The organism is Bradyrhizobium sp. HKCCYLRH3099 (assembly GCF_051167855.1).
In the GTDB taxonomy this organism is placed as follows: domain Bacteria; phylum Pseudomonadota; class Alphaproteobacteria; order Rhizobiales; family Xanthobacteraceae; genus Bradyrhizobium.
Window position 1 is genome coordinate 146,702 of the sequence record NZ_JBNPTW010000015.1, and the last position, 12,895, is coordinate 159,596.

General features: G+C 66.4%; 12 protein-coding genes. All 12 read right to left on the bottom strand.

Annotated elements, in window-relative coordinates:
* Nucleotides 1-73 precede the first annotated feature (73 nt).
* The gene (locus tag ACQR1Y_RS25110; protein ID WP_434856771.1) at nt 74-1,132 is read right to left on the bottom strand and encodes a UDP-glucuronic acid decarboxylase family protein; all 1,059 of its coding nucleotides are present in this window, start codon (nt 1,130-1,132) and stop codon (nt 74-76) included.
* A complete protein-coding gene (locus tag ACQR1Y_RS25115) occupies nt 1,129-2,274 on the bottom strand; it encodes a CgeB family protein (RefSeq protein WP_434878708.1) in 1,146 nt (381 codons plus the stop codon). Before ACQR1Y_RS25115 ends, ACQR1Y_RS25110 begins: the two co-directional genes overlap by 4 nt.
* On the bottom strand, nt 2,271-3,359 hold the full coding sequence (locus ACQR1Y_RS25120; protein ID WP_434878707.1) for a CgeB family protein: 1,089 nt from the start codon (nt 3,357-3,359) through the stop codon (nt 2,271-2,273). Before ACQR1Y_RS25120 ends, ACQR1Y_RS25115 begins: the two co-directional genes overlap by 4 nt.
* Entirely contained in the window at nt 3,356-4,483 is a 1,128-nt protein-coding gene (locus ACQR1Y_RS25125) for a CgeB family protein (protein ID WP_434878706.1), read from the bottom strand. Before ACQR1Y_RS25125 ends, ACQR1Y_RS25120 begins: the two co-directional genes overlap by 4 nt.
* Nucleotides 4,480-5,604, bottom strand: a complete 1,125-nt coding sequence (locus tag ACQR1Y_RS25130) for a glycosyltransferase family 4 protein (protein WP_434878705.1) — start codon at nt 5,602-5,604, stop codon at nt 4,480-4,482. Before ACQR1Y_RS25130 ends, ACQR1Y_RS25125 begins: the two co-directional genes overlap by 4 nt.
* Nucleotides 5,601-6,890: a TIGR04295 family B12-binding domain-containing radical SAM protein gene (locus ACQR1Y_RS25135; protein WP_434878704.1), complete on the bottom strand. Its 1,290-nt coding sequence runs from the start codon at nt 6,888-6,890 to the stop codon at nt 5,601-5,603. The genes ACQR1Y_RS25130 and ACQR1Y_RS25135 overlap by 4 nt, the downstream gene beginning before the upstream one ends.
* Complete coding sequence (locus ACQR1Y_RS25140) at nt 6,887-7,951, bottom strand: NAD-dependent epimerase/dehydratase family protein (RefSeq protein ID WP_434878703.1); 1,065 nt, start codon at nt 7,949-7,951, stop codon at nt 6,887-6,889. The genes ACQR1Y_RS25135 and ACQR1Y_RS25140 overlap by 4 nt, the downstream gene beginning before the upstream one ends.
* On the bottom strand, nt 7,948-9,060 hold the full coding sequence (locus ACQR1Y_RS25145) for an NAD-dependent epimerase/dehydratase family protein (RefSeq protein WP_434878702.1): 1,113 nt from the start codon (nt 9,058-9,060) through the stop codon (nt 7,948-7,950). The genes ACQR1Y_RS25140 and ACQR1Y_RS25145 overlap by 4 nt, the downstream gene beginning before the upstream one ends.
* Nucleotides 9,061-9,193: 133 nt before the next feature.
* Complete coding sequence (locus ACQR1Y_RS25150; protein WP_434878701.1) at nt 9,194-10,405, bottom strand: phosphopentomutase; 1,212 nt, start codon at nt 10,403-10,405, stop codon at nt 9,194-9,196.
* The gene (locus ACQR1Y_RS25155; protein WP_434878700.1) at nt 10,393-11,337 is read right to left on the bottom strand and encodes a beta-xylosidase; all 945 of its coding nucleotides are present in this window, start codon (nt 11,335-11,337) and stop codon (nt 10,393-10,395) included. Before ACQR1Y_RS25155 ends, ACQR1Y_RS25150 begins: the two co-directional genes overlap by 13 nt.
* Nucleotides 11,334-12,098 carry a TIGR04290 family methyltransferase gene (locus tag ACQR1Y_RS25160; RefSeq protein WP_434878699.1) on the bottom strand — a complete coding sequence of 255 codons (765 nt, stop codon included), beginning with the start codon at nt 12,096-12,098 and terminating at the stop codon, nt 11,334-11,336. Before ACQR1Y_RS25160 ends, ACQR1Y_RS25155 begins: the two co-directional genes overlap by 4 nt.
* A complete protein-coding gene (locus ACQR1Y_RS25165; RefSeq protein ID WP_434878698.1) occupies nt 12,095-12,895 on the bottom strand; it encodes a nucleotidyltransferase family protein in 801 nt (266 codons plus the stop codon). Before ACQR1Y_RS25165 ends, ACQR1Y_RS25160 begins: the two co-directional genes overlap by 4 nt.

A 12,895-nucleotide genomic window follows, 5' to 3' on the forward strand; every position in this document is an offset into this window, starting at 1 on the left:
TTGGTTACGCCAGATTGTTGTCGGTAAGAGCACGCCTGCGTTACCCGACATGAGTGCGCGGAAGAAAGGCAGTTCATTTAGATCGTGCGAGTGTGAGCCTTACGGAGCGTTCTCGTCGTACCGTTCCGGCGGTGTGGCTGTCCGCGGGCGGCTCACGGCCGGCCACCTCGAGGGCGAAATAGGCGATGGTGGATTCCAGCCCTTCTCGCAGGGCAACCCGCGGGCGCCAATCAAGGAGATGTTCCGCCGTTGAAATGACCGGCTTGCGCCGCTTGGGATCGTCGACTGGAAGAGGCTTGAATTCCAAGGTGGAGGCCGAGCGGGTGCAGGTCAGAACCTCCCGGGCGATCGCCTCGATGGTCATCTCATGCGGATTGCCGAGATTCACCGGACCCGTCACCTCCGCCGGACTTTCCATCAGCTTTTCCAGTCCGCGGACGAGATCGTCGACGAAGCAGAAGCTGCGCGTCTGGTTGCCGGATCCGTAGATCGTGATCGGCGCGCCACGCAGCGCCTGAACGATGAAGTTCGAGACCACCCGGCCATCGTTCTCGTGCATGCGCGGGCCATAGGTGTTGAAGATGCGGGCAACCTTGATCTCCAGTCCGTGCATGCGCTGCGCGTCGAACATCAAGGTTTCCGCGGCACGCTTGCCTTCATCATAGCAGGCGCGCGGTCCGATCGTGTTGACGTGGCCGACATAGCTCTCCGGCTGGGGATGTATCTCGGGGTCGCCATAGACTTCGCTGGTCGAGGCCTGCAGGATGCGCGCGGACTTTTCCCGTGCGAGCTCCAGCAGATGGAGCATCCCGAGCACGCAGGTCTTCATCGTGCCGATCGGATCCTGCTGATAGTGCGGCGGCGACGCCGGGCAGGCCAGATTGTAGATCCGGTCGAGCTCTCCCTCGATCTCCAGCGGCTCGCGCACATCATGGGCAAGGAAGCTGAAATTGGGATGATTGAGCAGGGGACGGATGTTGCGTTGCGATCCGGTGTGCAGATTGTCGACACAGATCACGGTATCGCCACGTCGCAACAACGTGTCGCAAACGTGCGAGCCGATGAAGCCAGCGCCGCCCGCGACGAGCGTTCGGTGCGACGGACGCGATGAAATCGAGGAACGAATGGTCATGACAGTCCCAGCTTGAGTTCGACGGCGTCAGAGGTCGCAGAGACGGCGGAGCGCCGCGCGATCCGTGCGCGCCGGGCAAGTGCCTCGCGGTGATAGTCTTCGACCTGCCGCGCCCGGTGATCGGGCGTGTGATCACGCAGCACGCGGCGGCGGGCGCGGTCGCCGATCGCCCGGCGGGTGTACTCCGGCATGTCGCGCAGGATCGTGGTCACGTCCCGCGGCGAGGACACCACGAGAATTTCGCTGTTCGGCGTGAAGACCGTCTCCAGCCCGGGCCAGGCATCGGACAGCACCGGCGCGGCGCAGGCGGCGGCTTCGAACAACCGGACGCTCGGCGAATAGCCGAGATTGCGCATGTCGGCGCGGGTGACGTTCAGGGTGAAGCGCTGGGCGGCAAAAAAATCGGCATGCTGGTGCGGTGGGAGATGCGTCATCCGCTCGACATTGGCGGGCCAGACGATGTCGTCCGGATATTGCGCGCCGACGATGGCGAAGCGCGCATCGGGCATGGCGCGCGCCGGCGCGAGCAGCAGGTTCTCGAGCTGAGGCTGACGGTCAACGCTGTAGGTGCCGAGATAACCGAGCGACCAGCGATCCGGAACATCGCGCGGCCGATACAGCTCCATGTCGGCGCTGCAGTAGAGCACGCGCGCCATCGGGCTGCCGTAGAGATCCTGGACCATGGCCAATGCAGGCCCGCCGGAGAACGACAGATAGAGATCGAAGCGCGGAATGATCGACGCCGACAGATAGGCCAGTCCATGCCCTTGCTCGAGTCCGGCGAGCGTCACCGGCGTGTCGATGTCGTAGAATGCCGTGACGCCCTGGGCCTGCGAGGTGACCCAGTCGGCGATGGCGATGCCGTCCGGCACGTAGGACCCGATGATGACCAGGTCGGCATCGCGGATCAGCGCGCCGAATCGGCGCGGCAGCTCCGGAAGCTCCTTGTAGAGATGGATGCGCCAGTCGCGGGGATCGGTCAGATCGCGATGATCGCGGTACCACGGCACGTCACGCTCCAGGAATGTCACGGTGTGGCCGCGACGTGCCAGCGCCGCGAGCAGCGCGCGGTAGGTGGTGGCGTGACCGTTGCCCCAGGACGAAGTGACCGATAATCCGATGACGACGATATTCAGGTTCATTCTGCAGCCTCGATACGGGGGCTTCTGCCTTGAAGCAGGGCGTGGAATTGCCGCGCGCGGTGACGATAGGTGTGATGCGCCATGACGCGCGCGCGGCCGCGTTCACCGATGGCGCGTGCGCGCGCGGGTGAGAGCGTATCGAGATGCGCTGCGACGCCGGCGCCATCGGCGGCCACCAGGATCTCGCGGTCTGGTTCGAGGAAGAGTCCGATGCCGTCCCACTGGTCCGTGATGAGGCAGGCGCCCGCGCCCGCCGCCTCGAACACCCGGGTCGGTGGCGAGAAGCCGTAAGCCGCCATGCTGTCGCGGTTGACGTTCAACGTCGCGCGCGCCGAGCCGAAGAAGGCGTTGTGGTCGGCCGTGCCGACATGGCCGACGGCGCGAATGTTCGCTGGCATCGGCTTGTCGTGCCAGCCGGAGCCGCCGAGCACGAAGCGCTTGCCCGGCAGCCGGCTGGCGGCGTCGATGAAAAAACGCTCGATGCGGGCCTCGCGGTCGGGCAGGCGGTTGGCGAGCAGATTGAGGTCGGAGTCGAAGTCCGCGCGGGACGCTGCCGGATGATGGGTGTCGGGATCGAGCGCATTGTAGATCGGCACGCAATCGCGCGCGCCGACGTCGCGATAGGCTGTCACGACCGGATCGCCGCCGCCATAGGTCAGGACCGCATCGTAGCGCGGGATGGTACGGCGCAGATGATGCTGGGGATCGGCCGCGATCGCATCCAGGGTGGCTGGCGCGTCGACGTCCCAGTAGAACCGCAGCGCGCGGCCTTCGATGGCTGATACGGCGTCCTCGAGCTCGGCATCGAACACGCCGACGCCACTGGCCTTGATCAGAAGATCCGCCGATCCGACCGCGGCATCGAGCGAGCGTTGCCAACCATCCGGCGTTGCAGGATAGACCACGACGCGGGCCCAGGGCGGATCCGCGATATCGCGATGGGCCTGCCGCTCGAAGGCGTCCGGCTCGTAGAAGGTGATGTCGTGACCGAGCTTGGCGATCTCCTTGAGCATGCCGCGGTAGTAGGTCGCTGCACCGTTCCAGTAGGAGGAGACGAGGCTGGAGCCGAAAAAGCAGATGTTCATGAGGCGGCTCCTGCGAATGCGGTCGACATCCGAGTCTCGCCGCGGCTCAACGTCCCGGCGATGTCGAGCAGTTGCTGCGCGCGATGGCGGCAGGTGTGACGAGCCAGCACCGTGCGGCGCGCCTTGTCGGCGACAGCTCCGGCCAACTCCGGATCACTCAACAGGCTCCTGAGCGCCCGACGCATGTCGTCGCCATTGGCCGCGCGCAGATAGGTGCCGTCCGGGAACAGGCTCTCGACATCGCTCCAAGGCGCCGAGACGACCGGGATGCCGCAGGCCATGGCCTCGAACATGCGAATGGTGGGAATGCCCGGCAGCGATTGCGCATAGGGCGCACGAGGGACATGAACCGTGGCGCGGGCGGCAGCAAACGCTTCTGGAACACGGTGTGCCGGTAGCCAGCCGCCGTAGCGGATGCCCGCCCGCTGCATCGCCGACAGCGCGTCGTCCGGATAACGCACGCCGTAGATCGTTGCGTCGAGCCGGAGAGCGGTGATGGGCTCGATGAGATATTCGCGCAGCTCGGCGCTGCGCTCGTTGTCGCCCCAATTGCCGACCCAGACGAGGTCGTGTTGCGGAGCGGCGTCAGGCAATGGACGGTACAGGGCGGTGTCCGCAGCCTCGTGCCACGTGAACGCGTGTCGGGTCCAGCCGAGCTTCAGATAGATCTGGCGCAGCACCTCGCCAAAGGCGAGCACACCGTCATAGCCGGCGAGATCGAAGCGCGCGAGCTCCCGCGGCGCCGTGACGGCGCGATGATGCGTATCGTGGAACAACAGGGCGTAGCGGCCGCCGGCGATGCGGTGACGGCCGATCGCCTTGACCAGATCGGGCGCGTTCCACTCGTGCACGACGACCAGATCGGCGTCGTCGAGCGCACGGGACAGGTCGAGCGTACCGTCGTAAGGCCTGACATCGACGCCACGAAACAACTCGGGCACCTCGCGCAGGCGTGCCTCGCCACCGTCCTTGATCGCATTGAGACGGCTCCAGCCATCGGCTGGCTCATGGACGATGACCTCATGTCCGAGGGCATGAAGCTCGCGCGCGACACCGCGCAGGAAATGCGCATTGCCATTGTTCCAGCACGACGAGAACGCATGGTAGAAGAGCACGCACTTCATGCAAACGCCTCGGCGGGGATGTTGGAGTGGTGAGGCGGCGACGCCGGGGCCAGCAGCTCGCCGTAGAAATCGGCATAGGCTTTCGCCGTCCGGCAGAGCGTATAGCGGCGAGCCCTTTGGCGTGCGGCGTCCTGCAGCACGATCCGCGCGGCCTGATCGGCGACAAGCCAGTTCAGGGTGCTCCGCAGCGCGCTGATGTCGCCGGGGGGCACGAAGACGGCGGCATCCTGCCAGAGCTCTCGAAACGTCGGAATGTCCGAGAGCACTAGCGCGCAGCCGGCGGTGGCGGCCTCCAGCACCGACAAGCCGAACGGCTCGTACAGCGCCGGGCTCACGAAGATCGCGGCGCGGCTCATCCACTGCTGCAGCTCGGCATGGCCGAGCTCGCCCAGCGGATGCAGATCTCGCGGCAGGCCGTCCTGGTCGGCGCCGGACCCTGCAACATGGATCGGGCAGGGACATCCGGCCGCGATCTCGGCGAGCGCGCGCATGTTCTTGGCCCTGTCCCACATGCGTCCGGCCGCGAGCACGACCATCTGTTTGTTCGCCGGGATGTCGAAGCGTGAGGCGATGCCGTTCCAGATCAGCCGTCCCGGGCGTGGCGGATCATAGAGCCGGCCCACAGTCTCGCCGAAGGCACGGCTTGGCGCGACCCATGCGGCGGCGCTGCGCAATCCCTCGGCCACACGCGCGCTGTAGCACTGCCACCGCGGTTCCTGCAGGAAGTGCGTCTCGTCGCAGGCCAGTCCCCACGATCGAACGCAGGAGTGGGCGACGACGAGAACCGGCGCTTGCCAGGCGAACGTCGCCTCGCGGAAGCTGTTGAGATGGACGAGATCGGGCTGAACGTCGCACGCGATGGCATGCAGCACGCGCCTCGCGTGATCGATGTCGCGCCCTTCCGGATCCTGCCACTCCAGGGCCAGATCAGTTTCGAACAGTCGGATTCCGGCGCCCGCGATGTCGGCGCGCTGATCGGAGCTCATCCGGGGCCCCAGCGTGACGAGGTGAACCTCCACGCCAAGGTCGCCCAGCGCGATCGCAAGAGTGGTCGCGTATCTCCACACGCCGCCCACGGTGTCGGTGGTCATCATGACGCGCTGGCGGTGGGCCGTGCTCATCGCGCCACCTGCATCTCGAGCGCGACCAGCGGCACAGGCCGCTCGTTCTGAACATCGCTGAACTGGCTGAAGAGCGTCAGGTAGTGGGCATGAGCCCGCTCCCACGCCTGGTCGTCGGGCGTGCCCCACAGCTTCTGATAGTCCGGCGAGCCCGGGTACGGGTACAGCGGCACGGGATCGTTGGCCCAGACGCCGGCATCCTGCATGCGCTGTCGCCAGCGCTGCACGACGGGGTCGTCGTCCTGCGGCATTTCGATCAGATTGGCCTGTACGAACGGAACGTGGCGCCGCGCCTCGACCAGGCGCTCAGCGAGCTGCTCGGTGGTCATGCGGCAGTTCTTGGCCAGCGCGGCGCGGCCTTCAGGCGACAGGCTCTCGATGCCAGCCTCGATCGACACGCAGCCGGCACGCCCGAGCAGGGCCAGCATCTCGGGCTTCCACAGGTCGATCCGGGTCTGCACACCGAATTTGAGCCCGCGGCCCACGAGACCCTGCAGCAGCTCGGGATTGGGCAGGAAGATCTCGTCGACGAAATAGACATACTCGACCCCCTGCGTCAGCAGGTCATCGATCTCGTGGAGGATCACGGCAGCGGGGCGCTTGCGGTAGGCGTTGCGGAAATTGTCCTTTGCGCAGAACGTGCAGTGATACGGACAGCCGCGCGATGCCTCGATCTCCGCACCGGGCCCGGCGGGGCTGGCCTCGAAGCGATGATGGTGGTGCTCATGCCGGCGGATCATCTCGGCCGGCCATTGCAGCGCCGGCTGGTCGATGAAGCTGGCGGCCAGCGGTCCGCCATGGATGCGGATCGCGCCGTCGGCATCCGCAAAGCAGAGACCGCTGAAGCCGCGCTCGCCAGCGGCCAGCCGTCTCACGGCCTGTTCGCATTCGCCCATGACGACGATGTCGACCCCGAGCTTTCGCAAGGTGGCCCGCGGCGTGGTCGAGCCGTGCGGGCCGACCGCGATGAGGGTCGCTCCGCTCTCGCGCAGGGTCGACACCAGCTCCTGCGGCACCCGCAACTCGGGCGGCGCACAGCGCCAGAACAGATAGGTGGGAGCTGTCGTCAGCACGATCATGTCAGGGCGGAACGTCACGAGCTCGGCCAGGATGTCGGACGGCGTCAGGTCGAACATGTGGGCGTCGAGCAGCAGCGTCGCGTGGCCGGCCTCGCGCAGCAGGTGTTCGGAGATGCCGAGCTCGAGCGGCAGATGCGGGCTGCGGCAGCCGAAATAGATGCTGCCGTCGAACGTCCAGTTCGGATTGATCAGGGCGACGCGGGTCATGCCAGCGCCTCCCGGCCGGAGGCTTGCGCAAACCGCTCTGCGAGCCAGCCGTGCAGGCTGCGCAGGCCGTCCGCAAATGTCGTTCTTGGCTGCCAGCCGGTGGCGCGGTTCAGCGCCGTGATGTCCGAGACGTACCAAGGCTGATCGCCCGGACGCCAATCCGCGAAGCCGAAGGAGACAGGGCCGGCCAGCGGCGTGATCAGATCGATCAGCTCCAGCAGGCTGATCGCATTCGACGGGCCGCCGCCGAGGTTGAAGACGCGGCCTCGCGCCGCGTCGATCCCGTCGAGCACTGCGAGCCACGCATCGACCGCATCGGCCACGTAGAGCGCGTCGCGGACCTGGCAGCCGTCGCCATAGATCGTCAACGGCGTGCCGCGCAAGGCCGAGAGCACGAAATGCGCGATCCAACCCTGATCCTCGGTGCCGAACTGGCGCGGGCCGTAGATGCAGCTCATCCGCAGCACGGCGGTCTTCAGCCCATAAACCCGCGCGTAGTCGTGGACATATTGATCGGCGGCGCCCTTCGAGCAGCCATACGGACTATAGAGATCGAGCGGCGCGGCCTCGGAGACGCCCGGCCTCATGGCAGGATCGATCGGCTGATAGCGCTGGCCGTTGCGCGCGATCTGGTCATTGCCGATCAGGCGGCCGTACACCTTGTTCGTCGACGCGAACAGCATGGCCGCAGAGGGGTTGTGCAGCCGGACGGCCTCGAGCACGTTCAGCGTGCCGCGGGCGTTGATCTCGAAATCGTCCATCGGGCTGTCGATGCTCGACGTCACTGCGACCTGCGCGGCGAGGTGCAGCACGGCTTTTGCCGGCTTGATGCTGTCGATGACGATGATGGGATCCCTGATGTCACCGACCGCGATCGTGATCCGGTCGCCGTGCCTGGACTTCAGCCATTGCGCATTTTCGCGCACGCCGGCGCGGATCAGGCTGTCCAGGATCAGAACGTTGTCGCCGCGTGTCGCGAGCCGATCGGCGAGATTGCAGCCGATGAAGCCGCAGCCGCCGGTGATCACGATCGGGGCGGAGGAGGAAGCCAAATCCGTCATGCCACAAGCCCACGCCGCAACAACTCATCGTTGGCCTTCTCAGCCCGGTCCTCGGCGATCTGGCCGGCGAGATAGCCCGCCAGATCGGCAAGCCCATCCTCGAACCGGACCTGCGGTCTGAAGCCGAGCAGGCGCTCGCTCTTGGTGATGTCGGCGAAGCAGTGCCGGATGTCTCCGGCGCGGTATTTGCCGGTGATCGACGGCGTCATCTGCGACCGGCTCATGACGCGGGCGAGATCTTCCGCGACAGAGACGATCGTGCGGCTCTGGCCGGAGCCGACGTTGAGGACGTCATCGGCCTGGTCGCCGTCGAGCGCGAGCACGCAGGCGCGCGCGACGTCATGAACGTGGACGAAGTCGCGGCGCTGCAGGCCGTCCTCGAAGACGAGCGGCGGACGCTCGTTCAGGAGGCGGGCTGCGAAGATCGCGAGCACGCCGGTGTAAGGATTGGAGAGCGCCTGGCGCGGCCCGAACACGTTGAAGAACCGCAGCGCCAGGGTCGGGATGCCATACGCCTTGCCGGTGATCAGGCACATCCGCTCCTGGGCATATTTGTTCAGCGCGTAGATCGAGCTCAGCGTGGGCTGCTTGGTTTCCGGCGTTGGGATGGGCTCGAGCGGGCGATCCTCCGAATCCGCAAGCTCCCAGTCGCCGCGCCGGAGCTGCGCGAGCGAACGCTCCTCAGGTGCGACCGCTGCGCCGTCCGCGGTCCGGCAGGCGCCCTCGCCATAGACGCTCATCGATGACGCGACCACCAGCCGCGTCACCGGGCGATTGGCCAAAGCCTGCAGCAGCACAGCGGTCCCGAGCTCATTGGTGCGGACATAGGGCTCGATGTCGTACATGCTCTGGCCGACGCCGACGCTGGAGGCCAGATGCAGCACCTTGTCGACGCCGCGCAGCGCGCGCTCGACCATGACGGCGTCGGTGATCTCGCCGACCATCAGTTCGGCATCCGCGTTCAAGTAGGAAGGGCGTTGACGGTGCGGGCCGTGCACCTGGGGAGAGAGCGAATCGAGCAGCCGGACCTCGTGGCCTGCGGAGATCAGTGCGTCGGCCGTGTGCGAGCCGATGAAGCCTGCGCCTCCGGTGATAAGGACACGTGTCATGCCAGGCTACTCCATCGCAGCGTCGTGAATGAACTTCTGGAGGTGAGAAGCAGCGCAACGAATGTTCGTTCCTCCGCGACGTACAAACAATAATTTCCCTAATTTGGATCAATAACCCACATCTAGTTGCGGTTTACCAGAAGGGTGCACCGTTGGGCCCTGGAGCAAGCTGAAGATGTCGTGCGACGGTGGCGCCCACATCAGCGAAGCTCGCGCGCTGGCCGATGGGGCCGGCGCTGGCGCCGTTGGCGACCAGAATCGGCACGCGCTCGCGCGTATGGTCGCTTCCCTTCCAGGTCGGATCGCAGCCGTGATCGGCGGTCAGCACCAGGAGGTCGTCATTGCGGAGCCGGCCCAACAGCTCGGGCAGGCGCGCGTCAAAGGCTTCGAGCGCGCGCGCATAGCCGGCGACATCGCGACGATGACCGTAGAGCGTATCGAAGTCCACGAAGTTGGCGAACAGCAGGCCGCCGTCGCCGAGGACGTCGAGAGCATCGAGCGTTCGGGTGAACAGCGCATCGTTGTCGTCGCCCTTCAGATTCCGGCCCGTGCCGCGGTGCGCGAAGATATCGTCGATCTTGCCGATCGACAGAACCGGCCGCCGGTCCGCGGTCGCGACATCGAGGATGGTCGCCTCCGGCGGTGGGACGGCGTAGTCGCGGCGATGGGCGGTACGGCGGAATGTGGTGGCGGTGTCGCCGACGAAGGGACGTGCGATCACACGTCCGATGTTGAAGGGATCCGTCAGGAGCCGCGCTGCTTCGCACAGGCGATAGAGCCGGTCGAGGCCGAAGGTCCCTTCGTGGGCCGCGATCTGGAACACCGAGTCCGCGGACGTGTAGCAGATCGGCTGTCCGGTCCGCATATGGGTCTCGCCCAGCTCGGCGATGATCTCGGTGCCAGAGGCGTGACGATCGCCAAGAATGCCGGACAGGTCCGCCGTCGCGCAGAGCTGCCGAATGAGGTCCGGCGGAAAGGCGGGACTGCTCCTTGGAAAGTAGCCCCAGTCGAACAACACGGGCACGCCGGCGATCTCCCAATGTCCCGACGGTGTGTCCTTGCCGCGCGATCGCTCGCTGGCACAGCCGAACGCCGCGCCCGCGCTCGCCGGGCCATCCAAGCCGGGCGGCCGCCGGCCGGTCGCAAGCTCGCACGCCTCGCCGAGGCCGAGCGCCACCAGATAGGGGAGACGCAGCGGTCCCTCGCGCCGGTCGGTATCGGCGCGGCCGGCTGCACACGCCTCGGCGATATGGCCGACCGTGTCGGCGCCGGCATCGCCGTAATCGGCGGCATCGGGGGCGCCGCCGACGCCGACGGAATCCAACACCAGGATCAGGGCACGCATGGCAACGGCTCCGGCAGGTCGGACCGAGCGGCCGCAGACCCTGTCCGTGCGCAATAGCGCATGATCATGCTGGCGCAGAAGTCGGCGAACTCGTTGGCGTCGAGCGGCGGGCTGGTGTGGTGCGCGGCAAGGCCGCGATGCTCCGGCGTAAAGCAGAATGTGACGGTGACGTCGAACTCGGCCAGCGCCTCCATCTGGCGATCGAACCAGTCGAGCGCGCCGGGACGGAAGCTGTCGGCCCAGGACAGCCCGGTGCGGACGTGGCGGACGCCGAGCCGGCGCAACCACAGCACCGTATCATTCAGGCGATGGTCCTCGAAATGAAACCATTGGCACAGGCCCATGCCGTGGGCATGCTCCGGAAACAGCTCCGCCGCCAGCTTCGGCGCGCCATCCTCGCGCAGCAGACCCATGTGGAAGTGTCGATAGTAGGACGAGCCTTCGGCCTCCTTGTGCCGGGTCGTCGCCTCCCATGCCATCGGCAGATCGTACAGACTGTACCAGTGGATGCGCGGCGCGCGCCCGTTGAGCAGCTCGGCGGTGCGCTGCAAGCCCCAGGCCTGCACCTCGTCGGCGCCGAACGAGGACACCCCGACCTCGGTGACCCAGACCGGCACAGAGACGAGCGCCTGGATCTCGGCAAGCCTGGCCGGCCATTCGTCGATCTTCCAGAGATTCCAATCCAGCGGAAAGCCGTGCACTGCGACGGCATCGACGTGATCCAGCACGCCGCGCGCCTTCATGTTGTTGATGAAGGCGGGATCGATCGGCGAGATGCCGCCGAGCACCCGCGGCAACGTCGTGTGCACCGAGCGAATTGCCTTGCCGGCCGCGATCGCGGTGTCCGCGAAGCGCGCCCAGTCGGGATCGAGCTGAAGGTCCCAATGCGACTTGTTGTTCGGCTCGTTCCAGATCTTGGCAGCCTCGATCATCGCACACCTCGCGCCGGATACACCGGGCCGTCCGGTTGGGGGCGCTGCGCCTTGCGGCACAGATAGACCTCGGCTTCGGGATGCGCGACGATCACGAAGCCGGCGCTGCGCAGCATGGCCTCGACGCAGGCACGGTTCGGCGCCCACCAGTTCGTGGGATCATCGACATAGCTGTGCTCGATGAAATGCATCCTGGGATAGCCCGGGCTGTCGAACGGACTGGTCGTCCAGAAATCATAGTTGCGGGCGATTTCGTCGACTTCCTGGGAGCCGCGCTGCATCGACTGGAACAGCAGTTGATCGCCGACGACATGCTCGCGAATGAGGTCGAGCGCCAGAAGCGGATGACGTAGATGATAGAGTACGCCCATGAAGATCACGAGATCGAAGGTCTCACCGAGCTGCCCGACATCGTAGGTCGAGAGCTTTCGAAACTCGATGTCGAGCCCGTTGACGTCGGCAGCAAAGCGCGCCTGTGCCAGATAGTCGTCATCCGTATCCAGGCCGAGCACGCGATCGGCGCCGCGCCGCTTCATCTCCATGGCGTAGAAGCCGGCGTTGCAGCCGATGTCGAGCACGGACTTTCCGGTGAGGTCATCCGGAACGATGTCGGCGAAGCCTCGCCACTTCACGGCGGGATAGTCGCCGAGGAAATGCGTCGGCGCAGTCGCGACGCCGTTGAGGTCGAGGTTGTGAAACCACGGGCCGAGTGCATCGACGCGGCGGCGGATCTCGTCCCGGGACAACAGGGCGCCGGTCATGCGCGTCCTCCCGGGAAAGGCGCGGCGACGCAAGCGCCGGCGGCCGCGCGCAACATGGGACGCGGCTCGTGGCCGTCCTGCGAGGCCGCGAGCAGCGCGATCGCCGTGCGGTAGCCGTTGATGGTGCCGACATCGACATAGGCCTCGCCGGCCTTGACGCCGACACAAGCGCCTCCGGCGGCGAGATAGCCGTTCACCAGCGTGCCGAAGTATTCGTCGCTGCGGCCACGGGCCTCCCACAGGGTGTTGAGGTCATGGAAGCCTCGCGCCGACATGCGAAATGCGCCCCAGATCCAGTTCGAGGTTGCGTCGCGCTGCTTGACCTGGATTTCCTTGACGGCGTCGCCGTCCAGCACGACCGCGTCGAAGAATTCGGGATGTTCGACGGGAAACAGCAGAAACGACAGATCGGCAGCGGGCAGCCGGGCGAGCCCCGCCTTCGGAAACCACACGGTATCCGGCAGCCCGACCAGCACGTCCTGGTGGTCGCCGATCACGGTCGAGGCGCGGAAGACGGCGTCGCACAGGCCAGCGGCCTCGGGCTGGACGACATAAGCAAGGCGAGCGCCGCCGTAGCGATCGCCGAAATATTCGAGGATGTCCGATTTTCCCGGCGAGATGACGAAGCAGATCCTGTCGGCGCCGCCGAGGATCAGCCGCTCGACGAGATATTCCGACACGGCGCATGGCCGCTCGACGCCACCGTCGCTGCGGCTGCCGACCGGGAGCAGCTCCTTGGAAAACGCCAGCGGTTGAATGCGGCTCCCGCGGCCGGCGGCTGGCACGATGCCCCACAT